At 72.1% G+C, this 21,749-nt stretch carries 21 protein-coding genes; 14 read left to right on the forward strand and 7 right to left on the reverse strand.

The features are described from left to right. Positions 1-40 precede the first annotated feature (40 nt). The 3 genes from ACSMX9_RS01500 to ACSMX9_RS01510 are packed head-to-tail and all read right to left on the reverse strand — an operon-like array spanning position 41 to position 3,320. Positions 41-1,111, reverse strand: coding sequence for a threonine aldolase family protein (locus ACSMX9_RS01500; protein WP_445399302.1), 1,071 nt, complete (start codon positions 1,109-1,111; stop codon positions 41-43). Next, the gene (locus ACSMX9_RS01505) at positions 1,108-1,857 is read right to left on the reverse strand and encodes an SDR family NAD(P)-dependent oxidoreductase (protein ID WP_445402862.1); all 750 of its coding nucleotides are present in this window, start codon (positions 1,855-1,857) and stop codon (positions 1,108-1,110) included. Before ACSMX9_RS01505 ends, ACSMX9_RS01500 begins: the two co-directional genes overlap by 4 nt. 29 nt (positions 1,858-1,886) lie before the next feature. Further along, positions 1,887-3,320: a DUF6421 family protein gene (locus ACSMX9_RS01510; protein ID WP_445399303.1), complete on the reverse strand. Its 1,434-nt coding sequence runs from the start codon at positions 3,318-3,320 to the stop codon at positions 1,887-1,889. 269 nt (positions 3,321-3,589) lie between these two features. Here ACSMX9_RS01510 and ACSMX9_RS01515 point away from each other — a divergent pair, with 269 nt between their 5' ends. From ACSMX9_RS01515 to ACSMX9_RS01535, 5 genes are all read left to right on the forward strand, one after another. After that, positions 3,590-4,270, forward strand: coding sequence for a glycerophosphodiester phosphodiesterase (locus ACSMX9_RS01515; protein ID WP_445399305.1), 681 nt, complete (start codon positions 3,590-3,592; stop codon positions 4,268-4,270). A gap of 275 nt (positions 4,271-4,545) precedes the next feature. Continuing rightward, a complete protein-coding gene (locus ACSMX9_RS01520; protein WP_445399306.1) occupies positions 4,546-5,106 on the forward strand; it encodes a WhiB family transcriptional regulator in 561 nt (186 codons plus the stop codon). Between the two features lie 182 nt (positions 5,107-5,288). Beyond that, positions 5,289-5,849 (forward strand): DUF5134 domain-containing protein, encoded by a 561-nt coding sequence (locus tag ACSMX9_RS01525; RefSeq protein ID WP_445399308.1) that lies wholly within the window; start codon positions 5,289-5,291, stop codon positions 5,847-5,849. Between the two features lie 150 nt (positions 5,850-5,999). Continuing rightward, on the forward strand, positions 6,000-6,935 hold the full coding sequence (locus ACSMX9_RS01530) for a M56 family metallopeptidase (RefSeq protein WP_445399310.1): 936 nt from the start codon (positions 6,000-6,002) through the stop codon (positions 6,933-6,935). Between the two features lie 136 nt (positions 6,936-7,071). Further along, positions 7,072-7,788, forward strand: coding sequence for a phosphatase PAP2 family protein (locus ACSMX9_RS01535; protein ID WP_445399312.1), 717 nt, complete (start codon positions 7,072-7,074; stop codon positions 7,786-7,788). Here ACSMX9_RS01535 and ACSMX9_RS01540 read toward each other — a convergent pair. Continuing rightward, the gene (locus tag ACSMX9_RS01540; protein ID WP_351249587.1) at positions 7,779-8,030 is read right to left on the reverse strand and encodes a DUF2630 family protein; all 252 of its coding nucleotides are present in this window, start codon (positions 8,028-8,030) and stop codon (positions 7,779-7,781) included. The genes ACSMX9_RS01535 and ACSMX9_RS01540 overlap by 10 nt on opposite strands. A gap of 222 nt (positions 8,031-8,252) precedes the next feature. Here ACSMX9_RS01540 and ACSMX9_RS01545 point away from each other — a divergent pair, with 222 nt between their 5' ends. Beyond that, positions 8,253-8,948 (forward strand): TetR/AcrR family transcriptional regulator, encoded by a 696-nt coding sequence (locus ACSMX9_RS01545; RefSeq protein ID WP_445399313.1) that lies wholly within the window; start codon positions 8,253-8,255, stop codon positions 8,946-8,948. 63 nt (positions 8,949-9,011) lie between these two features. Here the strand turns inward: ACSMX9_RS01545 and ACSMX9_RS01550 are convergent, their stop codons facing one another. Beyond that, the gene (locus ACSMX9_RS01550; protein ID WP_445399315.1) at positions 9,012-10,535 is read right to left on the reverse strand and encodes an LVIVD repeat-containing protein; all 1,524 of its coding nucleotides are present in this window, start codon (positions 10,533-10,535) and stop codon (positions 9,012-9,014) included. Positions 10,536-10,860: 325 nt separating this feature from the next. Here ACSMX9_RS01550 and ACSMX9_RS01555 point away from each other — a divergent pair, with 325 nt between their 5' ends. The 6 genes from ACSMX9_RS01555 to ACSMX9_RS01580 all read left to right on the forward strand — a co-directional run bounded on the left by ACSMX9_RS01555 (position 10,861) and on the right by ACSMX9_RS01580 (position 16,785). Then, a complete protein-coding gene (locus ACSMX9_RS01555) occupies positions 10,861-11,484 on the forward strand; it encodes a DUF305 domain-containing protein (protein WP_445402863.1) in 624 nt (207 codons plus the stop codon). A gap of 59 nt (positions 11,485-11,543) precedes the next feature. Further along, positions 11,544-12,488 carry a homocysteine S-methyltransferase gene (gene mmuM / locus ACSMX9_RS01560; RefSeq protein WP_445399317.1) on the forward strand — a complete coding sequence of 315 codons (945 nt, stop codon included), beginning with the start codon at positions 11,544-11,546 and terminating at the stop codon, positions 12,486-12,488. Between the two features lie 104 nt (positions 12,489-12,592). Then, on the forward strand, positions 12,593-13,687 hold the full coding sequence (locus ACSMX9_RS01565; protein ID WP_445399319.1) for a WD40/YVTN/BNR-like repeat-containing protein: 1,095 nt from the start codon (positions 12,593-12,595) through the stop codon (positions 13,685-13,687). 357 nt (positions 13,688-14,044) lie between these two features. Next, on the forward strand, positions 14,045-14,722 hold the full coding sequence (locus ACSMX9_RS01570; RefSeq protein ID WP_445399320.1) for a uracil-DNA glycosylase: 678 nt from the start codon (positions 14,045-14,047) through the stop codon (positions 14,720-14,722). Continuing rightward, positions 14,719-15,735 (forward strand): N-acetylglucosamine kinase, encoded by a 1,017-nt coding sequence (locus ACSMX9_RS01575; protein ID WP_445399322.1) that lies wholly within the window; start codon positions 14,719-14,721, stop codon positions 15,733-15,735. The genes ACSMX9_RS01570 and ACSMX9_RS01575 overlap by 4 nt, the downstream gene beginning before the upstream one ends. A 132-nt stretch (positions 15,736-15,867) precedes the next feature. Then, the gene (locus tag ACSMX9_RS01580; RefSeq protein WP_445399324.1) at positions 15,868-16,785 is read left to right on the forward strand and encodes a sirohydrochlorin chelatase; all 918 of its coding nucleotides are present in this window, start codon (positions 15,868-15,870) and stop codon (positions 16,783-16,785) included. Positions 16,786-16,857: 72 nt separating this feature from the next. On the opposite strand, the gene ACSMX9_RS01585 is transcribed toward ACSMX9_RS01580, so the two are convergent. Further along, complete coding sequence (locus ACSMX9_RS01585; protein ID WP_445399326.1) at positions 16,858-17,907, reverse strand: lactonase family protein; 1,050 nt, start codon at positions 17,905-17,907, stop codon at positions 16,858-16,860. A 582-nt stretch (positions 17,908-18,489) separates the two neighbouring features. Between ACSMX9_RS01585 and ACSMX9_RS01590 the strand changes: the two genes are divergently transcribed. Both ACSMX9_RS01590 and ACSMX9_RS01595 read left to right on the forward strand, forming a co-directional pair. Beyond that, positions 18,490-19,566: a chitinase gene (locus tag ACSMX9_RS01590; protein ID WP_445402864.1), complete on the forward strand. Its 1,077-nt coding sequence runs from the start codon at positions 18,490-18,492 to the stop codon at positions 19,564-19,566. A 388-nt stretch (positions 19,567-19,954) separates the two neighbouring features. Further along, complete coding sequence (locus ACSMX9_RS01595; protein WP_445399328.1) at positions 19,955-20,860, forward strand: glycoside hydrolase family 19 protein; 906 nt, start codon at positions 19,955-19,957, stop codon at positions 20,858-20,860. A gap of 83 nt (positions 20,861-20,943) precedes the next feature. Here ACSMX9_RS01595 and ACSMX9_RS01600 read toward each other — a convergent pair whose 3' ends face one another. Beyond that, the gene (locus tag ACSMX9_RS01600; RefSeq protein WP_445399330.1) at positions 20,944-21,639 is read right to left on the reverse strand and encodes a L,D-transpeptidase; all 696 of its coding nucleotides are present in this window, start codon (positions 21,637-21,639) and stop codon (positions 20,944-20,946) included. Positions 21,640-21,749: the final 110 nt, after the last annotated feature.

Consider the following 21,749-nt stretch of genomic DNA (forward strand, 5'->3'; position numbering starts at 1 on the left):
ATGCGACTCGCCGAACTTCAATTCATTTATGGCCGCGGGTTCAGCCGGCCATCTCCTCCTTGAGCGCCGCGAGGAAGTCGTCGACGTCCTCCTCGCGGGTGTCGAAGGAGCACATCCACCGCACGTCCCCGGCCGACTCGTCCCAGAAGTAGAAGCGGTACCGCTGCTGGAGGCGCTCGCTCACCTCGTGCGGAAGCCTTGCGAACACCGCATTGGCCTGCACGGGGTACAGGACCTCCACACCGGGCACGGACCGGACCCCCTCGGCCAGCCGCCGGGCCATCTCGTTGGCGTGCCGGGCGTTGCGCAACCACAGGTCCTTGGCCAGCAGCGCTTCGAGTTGCACCGACACGAACCGCATCTTGGACGCCAACTGCATCGAGAGCTTGCGCAGGTGCTTCATCCGGCGCACCGCATCGGGGTTGAGCACCACGACGGCCTCGCCGAACAGCGCACCGTTCTTCGTCCCGCCGAGGGAGAGCAGGTCGACGCCGGCGGCGCGGGTGAACGTGCGCATCGGCACGTCCAGCGAGGCCGCGGCGTTGGCTATCCGGGCGCCGTCGAGGTGCACGACCATGCCCAGGCGGTGGGCGTGCTCGCAGACGGCGCGGATCTCGTCGGGCGTGTAGACCGTGCCCAGCTCGGTGTTCTGGGTGATCGAGACCGCCTGCGGCATCGCCCGGTGCTCGTCCTCGAAGCCCCATGCCTGCCGGTCGATCAGCTCCGGGGTGAGCTTGCCGTCCGGGGTGGGGACGGTGAGCAGCTTGAGGCCGCCGACCCGCTCCGGCGCGCCGCCCTCGTCCACGTTGATGTGGGCGCTCTCGGCGCAGATCACCGCGCCCCAACGGTCGGTGACCGCCTGGAGCGCGACGACGTTGGCCCCCGTCCCGTTGAAGACGGGGAACGCCTCGGCAAAGGCGCCGAAGTGGCTCCGGATCACGCCCTGGAGGTGTGCGGTGTAGTCGTCCTCGCCGTAGGCGACCTGGTGGCCGCCGTTGGCGAGGGCGAGCGCGGCGAGGACCTCCGGGTGCGCACCGGCGTAGTTGTCGCTGGCGAAGCCGCGCACCTGCGGGTCGTGATGGCGCTTCGCATCGGTTCGAGGAGGGTTCACTGCTGCTCGGTGAGCCACAGACGGGTTCCGTTCACTTCGCTGGCGGGCCGCTCCCAGACCCCGGCGATCCGGTCGGCCAGGTCCTTGACGTCGGTGAAGCCCGCGAACTTCGCCTGGGGCCGCTCGGCGCGCATGGCGTCGTGCACCAGCGCCTTGACCACCAGGATCGTCGCCGCGGCGGCGGGGCCCTGCTCGTCGCCCGCCTTGCGGAAGCCGTCGCCGAGGGCGAGGGTCCACGCCTCCGCGGCGGCCTTGGCAGCGGCGTAGGCCGCGTTCCCGGCGGTCGGGTGGCTGGCGCCCGCCGCGCTGACCAGCAGGAAACGGCCCCGGTCACTGCGCTTGAGCGGGCCCTCGAAGGCCAGTGAGGTGTGTTGGACGGTCCGGATCAGCAGCTTCTCCAACAGGTCCCAGTCCGCGAGGTCCGTCTCGGCGAACGTGGGACTGCCCCGCCAGCCGCCGACCAGGTGCACCAGTCCGTCGATCCGGCCGAACTCGCCCTCGACGCGATCGGCCCACGCCTGGGTCGCCCGCTGGTCGAGGAGGTCGACGGTGTCGCCGGTGACCGTGGAGCCCCCGTGCGCGTAGCGCGCCGCGTCGACCGCCTCGGCGAGCCGGGCCACGTCGGCGTCGGCGCCGATCACCGTGGCACCGGCTTCCGCGAGTCGCAACAGGGTGGCCCGGCCCGCCGGGCCGGCGGCTCCGGCGACCGCGATCACCGCGCCGTCCAGTGCGTCCTTGTCGTCCATCGTGCTCACCTCCGGGCTGCCCTGCGGGCTCACGCAGCCACCTCGCCGGAGCTCACCGGGGCGGCGGCCCCGTCTCCGGCGTCCGGGGTGGACGCCGTGATGCCCTTGGTCGAGGCGATCACGTTCTTCAGCTTCTTGGCAAGCGCCTCATAGAACATGCTCAGGGGAAACTCGTCGGGAAGCACCTCGTCCACGAGCTTGCGCGGCGGCAGCGTGAGGTCGAGGGCGTCCGGGCCCTTGGCCCAGCGGGAGCCGGGGTGCGGCGACAGGTAGCGGGAGACCAGCTCGTAGCCGGCGAACCAGTGGACGAGCTTCGGGCGGTCGATGCCGTCCCGGTAGAGCTTCTCGATCTCGGCGCAGAGCTGGTTGGTGACCTGCGGCGCGCGGTCCCAGTCGATGTGCAGCTTGTTGTCGGTCCAGCGCACCACGTCGTGCTGGTGGAGGTAGGCGAAGAGGAGCTGGCCGCCGAGTCCGTCGTAGTTGCGCACCCGTTCGCCGGTCACCGGGAAGCGGAACATCCGGTCGAACAGGACGGCGAACTGCACGTCACGGCCCTGCGGGAAGCCGTCGGCCTCCAGGTGCACGGCCTCCTTGAAGGCGGTGAGGTCGCAGCGCAGCTCCTCCAGGCCGTACATCCAGAACGGCTGCCGCTGCTTGATCATGAACGGGTCGAAGGGCAGGTCACCGTGGCTGTGGGTACGGTCGTGGACCATGTCCCAGAGGACGAACGCCTGCTCGCAGCGGCTCTGGTCGTCGATCATCGCGGCGATGTCCTCGGGCAGCTCCAGGCCGAGGATGTCCACGGAGGCGTGGGTGACCCGGCGGAAGCGGGCGGCCTCGCGGTCGCAGAAGATGCCGCCCCAGGTGAACCGCTCGGGGGCCTCCCGCACGGCTATGGTCTCGGGGAAGAGGACCGCGGAATTGGTGTCGTAGCCGGCGGTGAAGTCCTCGAAGGTGATGCCGCAGAACAGCGGGTTGTCGTAGCGGGTCCGCTCCAGCTCGGCGAGCCAGTCGGGCCACACCATGCGCAGGACCACCGCTTCGAGGTTCCGGTCCGGGTTGCCGTTCTGGGTGTACATGGGGAAGACGACCAGGTGCTGGAGGCCGTCCTCGCGGCGCGCGGCGGGCTGGAAGGCCATCAGGGAGTCCAGGAAGTCGGGGACCCCGAAGCCCTCGGCGGCCCAGCGTCGCAGGTCGCCCACCAGCGCGGCGTGGTACGCGGCGTCGTGCTCCAGCAGCGGGGCGACGCCCTCGACCCCGGCGACGATGCGCTCCACCACTGCGGTGGCGGCGACCGGGTCCGGAGCGCCCTCCGCCTCGAAGTCGATCGAGCCGTCCTTGGACTGCCAGGCCCTGAGTTCCTCGACGGCTGCCTTGAGCAGGGGCCAGGACGGATGACCGATCACCCGCTCCGACGGAGAAACCCGCCCCTCCGCACTCGCCTGCACAAGAACATCCGTCATATCTCACCCTCCACGGGAGAACCTTCTGTTAGGCCACCGTATGCATGCAAGGTTCTCCACATCAAGTGAGGACAGGAAAATATTCGGCACCATCGCCTTTTCGCCGCAGTTCTTCCTGCCATGTCCGGGTGATCATCGGCTCCGGCACGCCGGGCGCCAGACGGTCGTGCGGGTTCCCGGTCACGGCCTAGGGTCGGAACACCCCCCGGGAGGTCGCGACGGACGCGCACCACGCGGCCCCCGCCGTCGACGGAAGCGAGAACACCCCCGTGCACTTCCTCACCATCGGCCACCGCGGAGTCATGGGCGTCGAGCCCGAGAACACCCTGCGGTCCTTCCGGGCCGCCGAGCGGGCCGGACTCGACGTCATCGAGCTCGACCTCCACCTGAGCAAGGACGGCGCACTGGTCGTGATGCACGACGCACGCGTGGACCGGACCACCGACGGCAGCGGCGCCGTCGCCGACCAGACCCTGGAGCAGCTCCGGGCCCTGGACGCCGGCCTCGGGGAACGCGTGCCCGTGTTCGAGGAGGTCCTCGACGCGGTGCGTTCCCCCCTCCAGGCCGAGATCAAGGACGTGGCCGCGGCGCGTTCGCTGGCCGAGGTCCTGCACGCCCGCGACCTGGTGCCCCGGGTGGAGGTCATCTCCTTCCACGACGAGGCGCTGTCCGAGGTCTCCCGCCTGGTGCCCGGGGTGCGCACCGCGCTGGTGGCGAGTCGGTACGGACTCGACGTGGTCGACCGGGCGACGGCGGTCGGGGCGGGCACCCTCGTCCTGAACATCCGCCGGCTCACGCTGGAGGTCGTGGAGCACGCCCGGCGGGCCGATCTGCGGATCATCGGATGGGTCGTCAACACCCCCGCGCACCTGCGGCTGGCCCGCGCCCTGGGCCTGGACGGGGCCACCACGGACCACCCGGAGATCGGGCGGGCCGTCGTCACCGGGTGAGCCGCCCGCCGGCCTTCCGACCCCGGCCCACCCGGTGCGCGCCGCAGTCGGTGGGCGTGCTGCCCCGGGTACGTGACGAGTTCCTCGCCCGTCGTGCTGAACGCGTCCGCCCCGCCATCCGTTGTTGGGGGCGAAGGCTCGGTGCGCAAGCGGTCCCGGTGTCTGCTGGGATGGGATTGCCGACGCGGACCGAGCCGCTCGACCTCGGGCCGTGCACACCCGGAGCAGGCCCGTCGGGGGTCGGGCAGACCTCACGCCCGAAGGGACAACGCACCATGACCGTCTCCCGGCCGCCCCGCGACCGCGTTCCCGTGCTCGACGTCGCATTCCCCGGCGCCGCCTGCATCGGCCACGAGCCCGAACTCTTCTTCCCCCTGGGCAACTCGGAGCGGTGGGACCGCTCGATCGAACAGGCCAAACGCATCTGCGGAGGCTGTCCCATCCGCGTCGACTGCCTGCGGCACGCCATCGACCACTCCGAGGCCGACGGGGTCTGGGGAGGCCTGACCCCTGCCGAGCGCCGCAGGTTCCGGCGCGCCCTGCGCACCCTGTACGGCGCCGACGACGCCCTCGTGCGACGGTTGCTGACCGGTGAGCGCCTCCTCGTGCCGCCGGAGCACCTGGGTTCCGTGGTCTGGCAGTTGGCCTGGCACGGTTGGCGCATCGAGCGCATCTGCCTCGCCACGGCGGTGCCCAGGCCCCGGGTGCGGCGCTCGTTGACCGCCGCCCAGGCGGCGGCGGACTTCCTGCGCGCCGCGGGAATCGACCCGCGCCCCCGCGCCACCCGGGTCACCGACCCGATCGCCCCGGCGCACCACGGCCGGCAGGTCGCCTGAGCCGCGGGGAGCCATCGGTACGTGGCGGCGATACCGAAGGCTCCGGCGCACGCCGGGTCGCGCCCATCCGGGCCCGCGCGACCCGCGCACTCCCCCGCACATCCGTACGCCTGTTCCCCGCCGGCTACCTCCCGCCCGTACCGGGCAGCCATGTGCTGACACCGCCGAACGGGAGGTGCCCGGTGCACACACCGGCTCCGGCAGCCTGGCTCCTCCTCCTGCTGGGCGCGCTGAGCGGCAGCTACTGCCTCCTGCGCATGCGCCTCGGTGCCCCCGGGAGACGGCGCGGGGCGGGCGGCGAGGCCCTGATGGGCTTCGGCACCGCCACGATGGCCGTGCCCCCCGCCGTCCTGGCCCTGCCCCGCACCGCCTGGTTGGTCGGCGCGGCGCTCTTCGGCGCCAACGCGCTGCAAGCCCTGTGGCACACCCGGCGGACCCGGCGCCCCGGCCACCACCTGCACCACGCGGTGGGCGCCACGGCCATGGTCCACATGTCGATCGCCATGGCCGACGGGCACGAGGCCCCGGCGGCGGCACTGTTGACGGGTGCGCTACTCGGCTACTTCGTGCTGTACGTCCTGGTCGCGGGTGCCCGCTTGGCCCCGATCCCCCCGGCGCCGGCCGCACCCGCCGACACCGGCGGGGGGACGGACCGCACCGGGTGGGCCCTGGGCCCCGAGGCGTTCCGGACGTGCCGCATCGCCATGGGGCTGGCCATGTGCGCCATGCTGCTCACGCTCTGACGGCGCGACGGGGCCCGGTGCCCGAGGGGGACGTCCGGAGCGTCCGACCAGCGCCCGGCACGGCCCGCAAACCCCCGCCAAACGTGTCCTGCGTCACTTTGCACGCATCACCTGTACCGAGGCGTTGACACAGACAAATAGGCTGGCGGCATGACGGTTCCCGTGGCACTGCTGCTGCTCGGCGCCCTGACCGCCGCACTCGCCCCGCGACTGCTCGCGCGGGCCGACTGGCCCGAACGAGAACCCGTCGTCGCGCTGTGGGTCTGGCAGTGCGTGGTGGCGGCGGTCCTGCTGTGCTGCGCCCTGTCGATGGCGCTGAGCGCGGCCGCCGCGTGGCAGACCGTCCGCGGCGGGCTGTTCGCTCCCGCCCCGAGCGTCGTGGTCGAGGCGTACGCCCTGGGCACCGCCGGCCCGTGGGCCGCGACCACGGCCGTGCTGTTGGCGAGCGGCGCCGTGTGGACCGTCGCGATGCTGATCCGGGAGGTCCGGCAGGCCGGGGCCCTCCGGCGCTCCCGACGGGCCGAACTCCGGCGTCGGGCACCGCTGTTGCCCGGCGAGGAACCGCGCCCCGACCGACTCCTCGTCCTGGAGGCCGAGCGCCCCGACGCCTGGTGGCTGCCGGGGAACTCACCACAACTGGTGATCACCACGGCAGCGCTGCGCCGGCTCACCGGACGCCAGTTGGACGCCGTGCTGGCGCACGAGCGGGGCCACGCACAGGCCCGGCACCACTGGCTGCTGCACTCCTCCTCGGCCCTGGCCAACGGATTTCCGCAGGTGCCGGTCTTCGCCGCGTTCCGCGACCAGATGCACCGCCTGGTCGAACTCGCCGCCGATGACGTCGCCTCACGCAGGTTCGGACGGCTCACCACCGCACTGGCCCTGGTGGAACTCAACGAGGGCCGGGGGGCGTTCGGCCCGTGCCCTACGCCCCACGCCCTCGTCGGGCAGCGGGTGAACCGGCTGCTCGCCGCCCCCGGTCGGCTCACCCCGGCCCACCGGCTGCGGTTGACCGCGGCAGCCGCGCTGGTTCCGGTGGTTCCGGTGCTGGTGGCCTTCGTCCCGGGGCTGCACGCCCTGGGCTGACCCGTGGCCCGGTCGGACGACCGGCGGCACCGAACCGGCCATCCGACCCGTCGTCCACCGGTCGTTCGCCCCGGCCCACGGGGCGATCCGGAGGAATCTGCACACCGGACCCCTCCGGTCCGGAAGGATCACCCCCATGCACCCGGTGTCCCCCCACTCCGCACCGTCCCCCTCCGCGCCGACCGGCCCGGGCCTCCTGCGCTGCGCACTGCTCCTGGCAGGGTTCTCCGTCCTGCTCCTGGTCCTGGTGGTGGTGCGGTGGGACCCGCTCATGGACCTGGACGCGCAGCTGGCCCGCACCACCCACCGGTGGGCCGTCGCCGACCCGGGTCAGACCCATGCGTACCGCATCCTCAGCGACTGGCTCTGGGATCCGTGGACCATGCGGGCGCTCTTCGCGGTGGTGGTGGGGTGGCTGCTCTGGCGGCGGGACCTGCGGTACGCGGTCTGGCTCGTCGCCGCCTGCCTGTGCGGCGCGGCGCTCCAGCAGGGCATGAAGTTCGCGGTCGACCGTGACCGCCCGCGCTGGCCCGATCCGGTGGACTCGGCGCACTACTCGGCGTTCCCCTCCGGTCACGCAATGACCGCGACCGTCGTCTGCGGCCTGGTGCTGTGGACCCTGTACCGGCACCGGGCCCCGCGGTCGCTGTGGCGCGCGGCCGTGGTCGGTGCGGCGGTATCGGTCCTGGGAGTGGGGCTCACCCGGATCTGGCTGGGCGTGCACTGGCCCTCGGACGTGGTGGGGGGCTGGTCGTGGGGGGCGCTGGTCGTCGCGGTGGCGATCACCGCGTACGAACGCCGACACGGCCCGTCCCGGCCGGCCGGGACGGGCACCGGGCGCCGTCAGGACTGATAGCCCTCGACCTGCGAGGACGGGCGGACCCTCGCCTCCTCGGGGTCCTGACCCCACTCCGTCTTGGCGCGCCGCTGGCGCAGCAGGTCCCAGCACTGGTCGAGCTCGCGTTCCAGCGCTGCCAAGCGGGCGCGCTCCTCCGCTCCGCCGTCGCCGCCGCGACCGTCGGCGAGCGCGTCGCGCAGTCGCCGTTCGTCGTCGACCATGGCGGTGATCCGCTCCAGGATCTGTCGCTGGTCCATGTCCTCGCCTCCTCGGCCCCGTCCCCACTGTAGGGAGGGAGCGGGAGTCTCGCGAGGAGAACGGGGTGCGGTCCGGGCGCAGGCCCGGACCGCACCCCGTTCCTCGCCGTGGGCATGGGCGCTCCCCCGCTGCGCCCATGCCCACGGCCCCGGCGGAGCCGACGGCTGTCACCGGCGCCGCTGAGTATATTGGCTGGAAGCCAGTCAACGCAGGAGTACAGGATGACCCCGCGCAGCGCATCGGTCAACGAGGAGTTGCGACGGCGTAGCCGTGAGCGCTTGCTGCGGGCGACCGTGGAACTGGTGGGCGAGCGGGGGTACGAGGCGACGACCCTCGCCGACATCGCTGACCGGGCGGGGGCCGCACGGGGGCTGGTGTCGTACTACTTCCCCGGCAAGCGGCACCTCTTCCAGTCGGCGGTGCACCGGCTGATGCACACCACCGTGGCCGCGGCCCTGGAACGCGAGCCCCGGCCGGCCCGGGGGGACGAGCGGCTGGCACGGGCCATCGACGCGGTCCTCGGCCTCGCCCGGGACCGCACGGTGCTGATGCGGGCGCACATGGCGGGCGTCCTCCAGGCGGAGGGCTTCGTCCGCTGCGCCGAACAGCAGCGGCTCGCGGAGGTGCTGCGCGATACGGTCGCCCGGTACGGATCCGAGGATCCGGACGCGGACTACCCGCTGTTGCGGGCGCTGCTGATGGGCTCGGTGTTCGCGGTGCTCCTGCCCGGCGCCCCGATGCCCGCGGAGGTGCTGCGGGCCGAGTTGTTCCGGCGGTACGGGCTGGCCTGGGAGCTGGGGTCACCGCCGAGCGCGGCCCCGCCGCGGACGGCGGCCGGGAGCGGGGCGGCGGACTTCTCCGGCCTCTTCGACCTGGACGCGGGCCGTGCCGGCGGGGGCGGCGGCGAGCCCGGGTGAGGGACCGCCCCCGCACCGTCGGTGCGGGGGCGGTGCGCCTCGGGTCGTCCGAGCGGTGGATCGCTAGTCGTTGTCCTCGTCGTCCCGGTCGAAGTAGTCCGGCTGGGTCTGGACGTTCAACTCGTGCTGTCGGACCCGTTCGGCGGGGTCGGTGCGGCGGTCGTCGATCCGCAGGACGTCGAAGCCCTTGGCCATGTCGTTGGAGTAGATGTGGCCGTTGTAGTAGTACGCCGACCACGATCCGCCGGTGGCCCGGGCGGTCGTGCTGAGCGGCCCGCGTTCGAAGAAGGCGATCTCCTTCGGCCTGGCGGAGTCGGTGAAGTCCCACACGGAGACGCCGCCCTGGTACCACGCCTGCACCATCAGGTCCTTGCCCCGCACCGGGATGAGGGACCCGTTGTGGGCCACGCAGTTCTCGGTGTCGGCCTGGTGGCGCGGGATCTTGAAGTAGCTGCGGAAGACCAACTCCCGGTCGTCGCCGCGGCCCACGATGTCGTAGATGCCGTTGGCGCCGCGGTTCGGCCCGGTGGCCGCGTTGCAGGTGGCGCCGCCCCCGCCGCCCAACTCATCGGTGAAGACGACCTTCTTGGTGGTCTGGTTGAAGGTCGCGGAGTGCCAGAAAGCGAAGTTGACGTTGTCCTGCACCACGTCGATGACCTTCGGGTTCTCCGGGTCCTCGATGGAGAAGAGGATCCCGTCGCCCATGCAGGCACCGGCGGCGAGGTCCTCGGAGGGCAGCACCGTGATGTCGTGGCAGCCGGTGGTCTTGGAGACGCCCGGGTTGGTGGGGCCGCCCGGGTTGCCGCCGCCGTCCGGGCCGTCGCCGGGGAAGAGCACCGGGAAGCCGACGAGCGCGGCCTTCGCGGGCGCCTTCTTGGGCACCTTGATCACGGAGATGCCGTCGTGCGGCGGCTGGCAGTCGGGGAACGCCGCGTTGGGCGCGTAGGAGGAGACGTACACGTAGACGTTCCGGCGGTCCGGCACCAGGGTGTGGGTGTGCGAGCCGCAGGCGGTCTCCACCGAGGAGACGTACTTCGGGTTGCTCTTGTCGCTGATGTCGAAGACCTTGATGCCCTCCCACGAGTCCTTCACGGTCGCCGGCTGCGACCGGCTGGCGCAGGAGTCGTCGCTGCGGGACGAGTCGGTCGACAGGACGAGCAGGTTCCCGGAGACCGAGATGTCGTTCTGCGAACCCGGGCAGAGCACCTGGGAAACGGTCTTCGGGGCCTTCGGGTCGCTGATGTCGAAGATGCGGAACCCGTCGTAGTTGCCGGCGAACGCGTACTTCCCCTGGAAGGCCAGGTCCGAGTTGGTGCCGGGGAGCGCGTCCTTGGGGACGTTGGCCAGGTGCTCGATGTTGTCGGAGTGGACGACCTCGTCCTGACCGGGTATCTCTCCCGCGGCCATGGCTTCCCGGGTCTCCCGGAGGTCGCTCTGGGACACCCGTTCGGGGGTCGCGGGGACGTCACCGGGGTCGGGGATCGCCCCGGCGGGTGCGGCGGTGACGAGTGCGGCGAGCAGCCCGGCCGCCGCGACGGCGGCGCCCAGACGTCTGCGCCGTGATCGGGGATCGTTCGACAGGATCACTGTGTTCTCCCTCTTCGCCGTTCGCAGTGGGAACGGTTCACGGACACCCGCAGTATCGTCTTCGTCATGCTCATATCAATAGAGGAGAAACATGATCGTCACAAAGGTTTCCGATCGACGTCCGTGACGGGGTGCTAAGACGGACAACGGCACGTCCACTGCGGCCGATCGCCGGCCCGAGCACCACTCCGCACGACGCTGCGCCCCCTCGCGGGGCACGCCGTTCCCCTTCACCGCGCAGGAGGATGACTTGTCCCGTCCCCCCGGCACCGACCTCGAAGCAGCCCGCACCCCGGCCCCGCGCGGCGAGCGACGGGCACGCCGCCTGGTCGCCGCCCTGGTCTGCGCGTCCACCGCGCTCGCCCTCGTCGGCTGCCAGGGCGACGACACCGGGAAGGAGGACGTCGGCGGGCCCTCCGTCATCGCCCCGGGCCGGCCGGGCGAGGCGGCGGAGACCCTGTCGGCGAAGGACGCGAAGGAACGCATCGCGGACGACACGCCGAATGCCGCCGACTTCACCTACGCCCGGATGATGATCCGTCACCACCGACAGGCCCTGGTGATGACCGAACTCGTCCCCGAACGCGCCTCCTCGGGGCAGGTCAAGCGCCTGGCCGCCCGGGTGGCCGCCGCCCAGAAACCGGAGATCGGCGCCATGGAGGGGTGGTTGGAGGAGCACCGCGGGGCGGAGGGCGGCTCCGGGGCGGGCCACGACCACCACTCCATGCCCGGCATGGCCACCCAGGACCAGCTCGCGACGTTGCGGGCGGCCGACGGCAGGGCGTTCGACGCCCTGTTCCTCAAGCTGATGATCACGCATCACGAGGGGGCGGTGTCCATGGCCGTCGAAGCGCTCTCCGGGGGCACCAACGTGCGGATCGAGGAGATGGCGAACGACGTGATCGCCCAACAGACCGCCGAGATCGGACGGATGCGCGCGCTCCTGTGATCCGGCCGGCGCCCTGCTCCGTCCCGCACAGCCGCCGCCCGGCGGGTTAGCGTCGAAGGATGGATGCGAACACCGCGGGTGCCCGGAGCGGCCCGGCGCCCTCGTTCCTCTCCGCCCTGGCCCGGGGCCCGCTGGTGCTGGACGGCGGACTCTCGAACCAGCTGGAGGCCGGCGGCGAGCGGCTCGACGGGGCGTTGTGGTCGGCGCGGTTGCTGGCGGAACGTCCCCGGGCGATCGTCGCCGCACACCGGGCGTACTTCGCCGCGGGCGCGGACCTCGCCACCACGGCCACCTACCAGGCGACCTTCGAGGGCTTCGCCCGGTGCGGCGCGGACCGGACACGGACGGCGGAACTGCTGCGGCTCGGCGTGGAGCTGGCCCGGGAGGCTGCCAGCGGGGCGCCGGACGGGCGGCCCCGGTGGGTGGCGGCGTCCGTCGGACCCTACGGGGCGATGCTCGCGGACGGTTCGGAGTACCGGGGGCGCTACGGTCTGGGCGTCGCGGAACTGGAGCGCTTCCACCGGCCCCGGCTGGAGGTGCTCGCCGAGGCGGCCCCCGACGTCCTGGCCCTGGAGACGGTTCCCGACGCGGACGAGGGGCGCGCCCTGGTCCGCGCGGTGCGGGGGCTCGGGGTGCCGGCCTGGCTCTCCTACAGCGTCCTGGGGGGCCGCACCCGTGCCGGGCAGGCGCTCGTCGAGGCGTTCGCGGTGGCCGCCGAGGCGGACGAGGTGGTCGCGGTCGGCGTGAACTGCTGCACCCCCGACGACGCGGACGCCGCGGTGGCCCTCGCGGCCCGGGTCACGGGCAAGCCGGTGGTGGTGTACCCGAACAGCGGTGAGCGGTGGGACGCGGCACGCCGGACGTGGGCGGGGCCCGTCCGGTTCACCGCCGACCGGGTGGACGCCTGGTGGGCGGCGGGGGCGCGGCTGGTGGGCGGCTGCTGCCGGGTGGGACCGACCACCGTGTCCGAGATCGCGACCAAGGTGGCGGCCCGGCGCCGGTGACACACCGGAGGGGACGCCTGGGCGCTGGTCGCGACCGGTGATCGGGTAGACAGTGGGTGAGGGGGGCCACGCACGGCTGAGCACGAGGTTCGAAAGGCACCCCGATGACCGAGACCGACGCACTCCTCGCCGTGGGCACCCGCAAGGGCCTGTTCCTGGGCCGCCGCGGCCCCCGGGGACCGTGGACCTTCGACGAGGGGCCGCACTTCCCTTCGCAGGCCGTGTACGCGGTGGCCATCGACACCCGGGCCGGGGTGCCGAGGCTGCTGGTGGGCGCCGACAGCGCGCACTGGGGACCCTCGGTGTTCCACTCCGACGACCTGGGCCGCACCTGGCACGAGCCGGCCAGCCCGGCCATCCGGTTCCCCCGGGACACCGGCGCGTCCCTGGAACGGGTGTGGCAGCTGCACCCCGCCGCGGCGGAGCCGGACGTGGTGTACGCGGGCACGGAGCCGGCGGCGCTGTACCGCTCGGAGGACCGGGGGGAGAGCTTCGCGCTGGTCCGCCCCCTGTGGGAGCACCCGACCCGTTCCCGCTGGGAGCCCGGTGGGGGCGGGGAGGGGCTGCACACCGTCGTCACCGACGCCCGCGACCCCGCGGCGGTGACCGTGGCCGTGTCCGCGGCCGGTGTGTTCCGCACCGTGGACGGCGGGACGAGTTGGGCACCGTCGAACGCGGGCGTCTCCGCGGTGTTCCTGCCCGATCAGCACCCGGAGTTCGGCCAGTGCGTCCACAAGGTCGCCCAGGACGCGGCGGACCCCGACCGGCTCTACCTCCAGAACCACTGGGGCGTGTACCGCAGCGACGACGCGGGAGGGCACTGGACGGACATCGGCGCGGGCCTGCCGTCGACGTTCGGCTTCGCCGCGGCCACGCATCCGCGCCGGCCGGACACCGCCTACGTGTACCCGATCAACGCCGACTGGGACCGGGTGCCGGCCGACCGCCGCTGTCGGGTGTTCCGCACCCAGGACGCCGGGCGCAGTTGGGAGGCGTTGACCGTCGGCCTGCCCACCGGGGACCACTACGGGACGGTGCTGCGGGACGCCCTGTGCACCGACGACGCGGACCCCGCAGGAGTGTACTTCGGCAATCGCAACGGCGAATTGTACGCCTCGCGAGATGACGGTGACACCTGGCGCCAGCTCGCCTCGCACCTCCCGGACGTCCTGTGTGTGCGGGCCGCAGTCACGCCATAACACGATGCAACAGAGTGCCTGCTCAGCCACTCTGGCCGAAAATCGACGTGACGTAAAACATCATGGAGTCTTCATTCCCTTTCGAAACCTGCACACGCCCTTACCCGTTTCTCTAAGGGAGGGATAAGGAACCGACATCCCCAGTCATGGAAGGAGACCACCGTGGTCCCCGTATGCCCGTACTGCAAGCGTGTGGAGTGCATCTGCCGGGCCCTCGGGGCCGCCACGCGGGGGGAATCGCGTGGCCGTCCCGGGGTAAGGAACCTTCTCGTACGGCGGTACTCTTCGAGCCGCGCGGGCCTACGACACCCCGCGCGGGTCACTCCGCACATCTGAGCACCTGGGGGGCACGTCCGCGTGGCAGCACGACCTTTGCACGAGATCGTCGAGGCGGGGTGGGCCAAGGCCCTGGAACCCGTTGCCGACCAAATCACCCGGATGGGTGATTTCCTGCGCGCGGAGATCGGCGCGGGTCGCACCTACCTGCCCGCCGGAGCGCACGTGCTGCGCGCCTTCCAACAGCCCTTCGACGAAGTACGGGTCCTGATCGTCGGTCAGGACCCGTACCCCACGCCGGGCCATGCCGTGGGGCTGTCCTTCTCCGTGGCGCCCGAGGTCCGTCCGCTCCCCGGAAGCCTGGTCAACATCTACCGGGAACTCACCAGCGACCTGGGCGTCGCCCCGCCCTCCAACGGTGACCTCACCCCGTGGACCGAACAGGGCGTCCTGCTCCTCAACAAGGCCCTCACCACTGCCCCGCGCAAGCCCGGAGCCCACCGGAACAAGGGCTGGGAGGCGGTCACCGAACAGGCCATCCGCGCCCTCGCCGCGCGCGGACGCCCGCTGGTGTCCATCCTGTGGGGCCGGGACGCCCGCAACGTCCGGCCGCTGCTCGGCGACCTCCCGGCGGTGGAGTCCGTCCACCCCTCGCCCATGTCGGCCGACAACGGCTTCTTCGGTTCCCGCCCGTTCAGCCGCGCCAACGACCTGCTCGTCCAGCAGGGGGCCCGGCCCGTCGACTGGCGGCTGCCGTGACCGCCGCCGGGCGCCCGCACCCCCCGTCCGCGGTCCTCGCCGTCGACTCCGGCGGTTCCGGGCTGCGCGTCGTCCTCGCGTCGGACGGCCGCGCCCGCTCCGCGCCGCTCACCTCCGGCCGGCCGGTGCGCACCGGCCCCGGCGGCATCGACGCCGAACACTTCCTGGAACAGCTCGTTCCCATGGCACGGTCCCTGATGGCGGACGCCGGGATCAGCGAACTCGCCGCCGCGGCCGTGGGCGCCGCCGGACTGTTCTCCCTCGGCGACCGGCTGCACGCCGAACTCCCGGACGGCTTCGCCCGGGAACTCGGCGTGCGCCGGCTCGCTCTGGCCTGCGACGTGGTCACCGCCTACGCGGGCGCGCTCGGCAACCGTCCGGGCGTGGTCGTCGCCGGCGGCACCGGCATGATCGCCACCGGCACCGACCTCCGCGACTGGCGCCGCGCCGACGGCTGGGGCCACCTGCTCGGCGACAGCGGCGGCGGCGCGTGGATCGGCCGCGCCGGACTCGACGCCGCCATGCGGGCGTTCGACGGGCGGCGCGGCGGCTCCGCGGCCCTGCTCGCGCGGGCCGTGGAGACCTTCGGCGAGCCGGAGGGCCTGCCCGGACGGCTCTACCCGCGCACGGACCGGCCGGCCGTCCTCGCCTCCTTCGCGCCCTCCGTGGCCGCCTGCGCCTCCGGCGCCGGCGGCCAGGAACCGGACCCGGTGGCCGCGGACATCCTGCGGCGGGCCGCCGCGCACATCGTGGACACCACGGCCGCGGTCGCACCCGCGGAAGGAACCTTCGACGTGGCCTTCACCGGCGGGCTGTTCAAGATGGGCGACCCGTTGCTCCGCCCGCTGACCGCGGAGCTGTCCGTGCGGCTGCCGGGCGCGCGGCGGACCGCGGCCGACGGCGACCCGCTGCTCGGTTCGGTCCGGATCGCCACCGGGCTGGCCGCGGGGGACCTCGGGCTGCCGGTCGACGCCCGCATGCTGTCCGTCCGCACCACCCCGCCGGACGCCTGACGCTCGCGCGTTCGGGAGGCATCCTTCCAATGAGTCAGATGAACGAGATCAATCGGACAAAATCTGATAGATGCCGCTCACCTGCCCCCTCCCCCAACGGGGAGGGGGGTGAAGCCAGTAGCATGCGGCGCCATGAGCACCCCCACTGGGCCAGCCAACGACCTGCCCGTACGCATGCCGCGCCCTCGTCAGTCAGGACGCCACCGTCGCCCTGAGCCCGCGGTCGCCCCCGAGGGGGCGCCCGCGCTCGTCCTGGCGGTCCCGGGGACGCCCAGTGGTTCCGTGCGGAGCCTCGCCGAAGAGGTCGTGAGCATCGCACGCGCCGAACTGCCCGGGCTCGACGCCCGGATCGGCTACCTCTGCGGGGACGACGAGTTCCCGGCGCTCTCCTCGCTCCTCGCGAACGCCGCGCAGGAGCGCACCGCCCGCTACGAGCAGGCCCGTGCGGCTGGCTCCGAGGCGACCGAGCCCGAAGGGCCCGTCGCGGTCGTGGTGCCGTTGCTCGCGGGCGCCGACGGCTCGCTCCTGCGGGACGTCCGCAAGGCCGTCAACGACAGCAAGGTGGCCGCCGAGATCACCGACGCCCTCGGCCCCCACCCGCTGCTCGCCGAGGCGCTGCACGTGCGGCTCTCCGAGGCCGGGCTCGCCCGCGCGGACCGGGCCCGACTCTTCACCGTGGCCACGGCGGCCGACGGCATCATCATCGCCTCGGTGGGGGGCGAGGAGGCCGCGCAGGCGGCGGGGATCACCGGCATGCTGCTCGCCGCACGGCTCGCCGTGCCGGTGATGGCCGCCGCCCTCGACCAGGAGGGTTCCATCGCGGAGATCGCCGAGCAGTTGCGCTCCTCCGGCTCCGGGCAGCTCGCGCTCGCGCCGTACCTGATCGGTCCGGAGATCGACCCGATCCTGCTGGAGGCCGCGGCCAAGGAGGCGGGCTGCGCGGCGGCCGAGCCGCTGGGCGCCTACCCCGCGATCGGCAAGCTGGTGCTGTCCAAGTACGCCACCGCGCTCGGCATCCCGCTCACCGGCGCGGGCGCCGCTCAGCGCTGACGCCTCGTCGGCCCGCCCGTCCGGGCGGGCCGGTCGACGGGTTCCGGTACCGCACGTTCGGCGCGGAAGGGTTCAGCGCAGGACGACGCAGGACGCGGCGGGCACCGGCACCGAGCCCGCACGGGTCGGCAGACCGGTCAGCGGGTCGACGTCGAACCAGGTCACGTCGCCCGAGCGCTCGTTCGCCGCGTAGAGGCGTCGGCCCGTGGGGTCCACCGTCAGGTCGCGGGGCCAGCGGCCTCCGCACGGGACCGTGGCGAGGCGGCGCAGTCCCGCCCCCTCCTCCTCCACGGCCAGCACGGAGAGGACGTCCGTGCCGCGGACCGCGACCCACACGAACCGTCCGTCGGGGTCGACCGTGACCGCGGACGGGTAGGCGTCCCCCTCGGGCGCCTCCGGCAGCAGCGCGACCTCCGTCAGCGGACGGAGCACCCCTTCCCCGCCGTCCCACCGGCAGACCGTCAGCGTCGGGGCCAACTCGTTCACCACGTACGCATGGGTCCCGCCCGGATGGAACACCAGGTGCCGGGGCCCGCTGCCGGGGCGTAGGGCGACCTCCCGGTGGACCCGCGGCTCTCCGGACCCCGCGAGGTCGAAGACCCGCACCGAGTCCGTGCCGAGGTCCACGCTCACCGCCCACCGACCCCCGGGGGCGGGCAGCACCTGATGGGCGTGCGGGGCCTGTTGGCGCTGGGGGTGGGGTCCGGTGCCCTCGTGGACGAGCACGCCCGAGGGCTCCTGCGCGAGGGCTCCCTCGGAGCGCAGGGGGACGGCGCTCACGCTGCCGGAACCGTAGTTGGCGGTCAGCAGGTGGTTCCGGTACAGGGCGAGGTGGGTGGGTCCGTCGCCACCCACCAGCACGGGTCCGCCGATCGGGCGCGGACGGTCGGCGGTGACGTCGAGCGCCGTGACGGCCCCGGGGGAGGTCTCGCTCACCGCGTACAGGACGGCGCCGTCCGAGGAGAGCGCGAGGTACGAGGGATCGGCGACCGTGTCGGTGGCGCCGAGGAGGTGGAGGGCGCCGGTGACCGGGTCCACGGACGCCGACACGACGCCCGGTCCCCCGGCGGCCGTGAACGATCCCACGTACGCCCGCCCGGCATGCCCGCGGCCCGTTGCCACAGCTGTCTCCTCTCGACTGCCGAAATTGCTGCGCCGACGTTAGCAGTCGAAAGCGATCGGTCTAGACCAAGTCTGTAGCGATGTTTCCCACACGAGGGACCGGGATCGCACACACCGGCACCCCCGGCGCCGCCGGCGCGCAACGCGCCCCGGCACTCGACCCGAATCGACAGGGAGGCGCGCACGGAGGCCGACAAGACCACCCGAAAGGGAACATCAGCACCACCGCAGCGCCCGGAACGCCCCACCCCGGGCGTCGAGCGGACCATCCGCGACGGAGCCGCGGGACCGCCCCACCCTCCTCAACTGCGTTTTGGTCCAGACCTATTGACGCTAGGTCTGGACCAACTTACGGTATGGCAACACCACCCCCCACCCCCCACTCCTGACGTCCCCCACCGTCATCTCCCCCACACCCCCGCACTCCCGCACCGTTTCGCGCACGTCTTCGGGTTCCCCCCACCCGGGAGGTGGCGTGCTCCCCCCGCACGCCGCCTCCCGCCGACCACTTCCGTGACCCGGCGTCCTCCCCAAGGGCGCGCGGGTCGACCGGTTCGAAGGGAGCACAGCATGTTCCGCAGCATCGGCCGCAGGGCACGACTGCTCGGCATCGGTCTGGCCCTGGCCACCACGGTCCCCCTGACCGCCGCCGCGGCGCCGGCCCCCGCCGGGGCCGCCCCCGCCGTCTCGGAGACCACCACCAGCTCCTGCGCGGTGAAGTCCAAGCCCGCCGGAAAGGTGCTCCAGGGGTACTGGGAGAACTGGGACGGCGCGGCGAACGGCGTCCACCCCCCGCTCGGCTGGATCCCCATCGACGACGGCCGGATCACCCAGCACGGCTACAACGTGCTCAACGCCGCCTTCCCCGTGATCCGCTCGGACGGAACGGTGCTGTGGGAGGACGGCATGGACAGCACCGTGAAGGTGCCCACGCCCGAGCAGATGTGCGCGGCGAAGGCCGCGGGACAGACCATCCTGATGTCCATCGGAGGCGCGGCGGCCGGCATCGACCTGAGCTCCAGCGCGGTGGCCGACCGGTTCGTCGCCACGATCGTCCCGATCCTCAAGAAGTACAACTTCGACGGGATCGACATCGACATCGAGACCGGTCTGGTCGGCAGCGGCAACATCAACACCCTCTCCGCCTCGCAGGCCAACCTGATCCGCATCATCGACGGGGTGCTGGCCCAGATGCCGTCCAACTTCGGCCTCACGATGGCGCCCGAAACGGCCTACGTGACCGGCGGCAGCATCGTGTACGGCTCGATCTGGGGCTCCTACCTGCCCGTCATCAAGAAGTACGCCGACAACGGCCGGCTGTGGTGGCTGAACATGCAGTACTACAACGGCAGCATGTACGGCTGCTCCTGGGACTCGTACAACGCCGGCACGGTACAGGGCTTCGTGGCCCAGACCGACTGCCTCGACCGCGGGCTGGTGGTCCAGGGAACCACGATCCGGGTCCCGTACGACAAGCAGGTGCCCGGTCTGCCGGCCCAACAGGGTGCCGGAGGCGGCTACATGTCCCCCTCCCTGGTCTCCCAGGCGTGGAACCACTACAACGGTCAGCTCAAGGGCCTGATGACCTGGTCGCTGAACTGGGACGGCTCGCGCAACTGGACGTTCGGCGACAACGTGAAGGCCCTCCAGGGACGCTGACGCCACCTCAATCCTCTCCGGGCCGACGTCGTGGGCGGCCCGGGGACCCGGGCGGAGTCCCGGATCGCGGAAGCGGCCGCGGTCCGGGACCCCGCCCACTTCTGCGTTTCCGCAGGGTCCGCCTTGCACCCTCCGCAACGGGCGCGTGGGTGCCCCTTACATTTTCGGGAGCCATCCCCCCTAGGGGGTCCGATCTGCGGCGTTCGGAATAACAACCTTTCTTTTTCTTCGAGTTAGAGCAAGATCCATTGTGGTCTAGACCTTGACGCGCGACCGTCCGAACGCTTGGCTGAGCCCTACACCCGCCACGGCGAGCCCAAACCGATTCGACTCGGTCAACTGGGCTGGTCAGGCGTGCCTGTTGAAAGCTCGAAGGGGAACAAGACCCGTGCTCAGAGATCGTTTGAAGACGCTTGCGGTCGGCCTCGCGGCCGTGGGCTCGTTCGCCGCCACCCTGGTCGTGCCCGCCTCGGCGAACGCCGCGACCGGCACGGACGAGTGCGCCATCGCGCCCACCTGGTCGTCCGGCGCGAACTACCAGACCGGCGACATCGTCAAGTACACGGACGGCAGCGTGTACATCGCCGAGCGCAACAACCCCGGTTACAACCCCGTGGTGAGCACCTACTACTGGGACGCGTACACCTGCGGCGGCAACGGCAACCCGAACCACAACAGCTTCGTGGTGAGCGAGGCCCAGTTCAACGAGATGTTCCCGCGCCGGAACCCGTTCTACACCTACAAGGGCCTGACGGACGCGATGAAGGCGTTCCCGAAGTTCGCCCACACGGGTACGGACACCCAGCGCAAGCAGGAGGCCGCGGCCTTCCTCGCGAACATCAGCCACGAGACCGGCGGCCTCTACTACATCAAGGAGATCAACGAGGCCAACTACCCGCACTACTGCGACAAGAGCAAGTCGTACGGCTGCCCGGCCGGGCAGTCGGCGTACTACGGTCGCGGTCCGATCCAGCTGAGCTGGAACTTCAACTACAAGACGGCCGGCGACTACCTCGGCATCGACCTGCTGAACAACCCCTGGGAGGTCGAGAGGAACCCGGCGGTCGCCATGATGACCGGCCTGTGGTACTGGAACACCCAGAACGGCCCCGGCCCGATCACCGCCCACGACGCGATGGTGAGCGGCGCGGGCTTCGCCCAGACGATCCGGGCGATCAACGGCACGCTGGAGTGCGAGGGCGGCAACCCTCGCCAGGTCGAGAGCCGGGTGAAGCGCTACAAGGACTTCACCCGCATCCTCGGGGTCCCCACCGGCGGGAACCTCTACTGCTGACGCACGGTTCCGCGTGAACGGCGACGGGCCGGGGGCACGCCCCCCGGCCCGTTCGCATCGTCGCCCTCGGCTCCGCCCGACGGTCAGGTGCCGGGCTTCCTGCCGTAGACGAAGACGTCGTCGCCGCTGCGGAGGTGGGACCAGTACGTCTTGGCGTCGCCCTTGCGCATGTTCACGCAGCCGCGCGAGCCCGGCGGGTTCCACATGCTGACGCCCGCCGCGTGGAACGCCTGCCCGCCGTCGAAGAACTGGGCGTAGGGCATGGGCACGTCGTAGAGGGTCGAGTGGTGGTCGATGTTGCGCCAACCGATCCTCTTCAGACCGGTGCGCGTCTCGTCTCCGTCCCGGCCGGTGCGGACCGGGACCGGCCCGAACTTGACGCGGTTGCCGTCCTGGATCCAACTGATCTGGAGGGTGAGGTTGACGCAGGCGATGCGCCCCCGGTTGGTCGGGCAACGCCCCTCCCGGTTGGGCTTGTTGCCCACGGCCTTCTGCTTTTGCATCAGGTCCATGACACCCCAGGTGATCTTTCCCGCATAGCCGGCGGACGGCGTGATGCCGTGCGTCCGCTGGAACTTCTGGATCGCCTTGCAGTCGGTGGTCGACTGCCGGCCGTCCACCGGACGACCGAGGAACTTCTCCACCTTCTTCTGGTACGGGCCGGCCTGCACGGTGCAGGACGCGGCGCTCGCGGGCGCCGCCCCGAGCACCACCGTCAACGGCACCACCACGGCGGCGATTCCGACCGCCGCACCCCATCTCCTGCGCGTCTCCCCCATGTCCGCCCTCTCCTCTCCGTTCCGCTCGTTGCGCCCTGCTAGACCGGGTTCCGAAGGCATTGGTTGTACGCGCCCGCCATCTGTCACGCGGCTCGGACCTTTGTCGCCGG

It is taken from the genome of Streptomyces sp. LE64 (assembly GCF_052606915.1).

Bases quoted from the DNA above. Each gene is read 5' to 3' on its own strand.
- ACSMX9_RS01545 (WP_445399313.1), top strand. From the start codon at position 8,253: ATGACCCCGCGCAGCGCATCGGTCAACGAGGAGTTGCGACGGCGTAGC.
- mmuM (WP_445399317.1), top strand. From the start codon at position 11,544: ATGGATGCGAACACCGCGGGTGCCCGGAGCGGCCCGGCGCCCTCGTTC.
- ACSMX9_RS01530 (WP_445399310.1), top strand. From the start codon at position 6,000: ATGACGGTTCCCGTGGCACTGCTGCTGCTCGGCGCCCTGACCGCCGCA.
- ACSMX9_RS01520 (WP_445399306.1), top strand. From the start codon at position 4,546: ATGACCGTCTCCCGGCCGCCCCGCGACCGCGTTCCCGTGCTCGACGTC.
- ACSMX9_RS01600 (WP_445399330.1), bottom strand. From the start codon at position 21,639: ATGGGGGAGACGCGCAGGAGATGGGGTGCGGCGGTCGGAATCGCCGCC.
- ACSMX9_RS01540 (WP_351249587.1), bottom strand. From the start codon at position 8,030: ATGGACCAGCGACAGATCCTGGAGCGGATCACCGCCATGGTCGACGAC.
- ACSMX9_RS01565 (WP_445399319.1), top strand. From the start codon at position 12,593: ATGACCGAGACCGACGCACTCCTCGCCGTGGGCACCCGCAAGGGCCTG.
- ACSMX9_RS01510 (WP_445399303.1), bottom strand. From the start codon at position 3,320: ATGACGGATGTTCTTGTGCAGGCGAGTGCGGAGGGGCGGGTTTCTCCG.
- ACSMX9_RS01535 (WP_445399312.1), top strand. From the start codon at position 7,072: ATGCACCCGGTGTCCCCCCACTCCGCACCGTCCCCCTCCGCGCCGACC.
- ACSMX9_RS01580 (WP_445399324.1), top strand. From the start codon at position 15,868: ATGAGCACCCCCACTGGGCCAGCCAACGACCTGCCCGTACGCATGCCG.
- ACSMX9_RS01505 (WP_445402862.1), bottom strand. From the start codon at position 1,857: ATGGACGACAAGGACGCACTGGACGGCGCGGTGATCGCGGTCGCCGGA.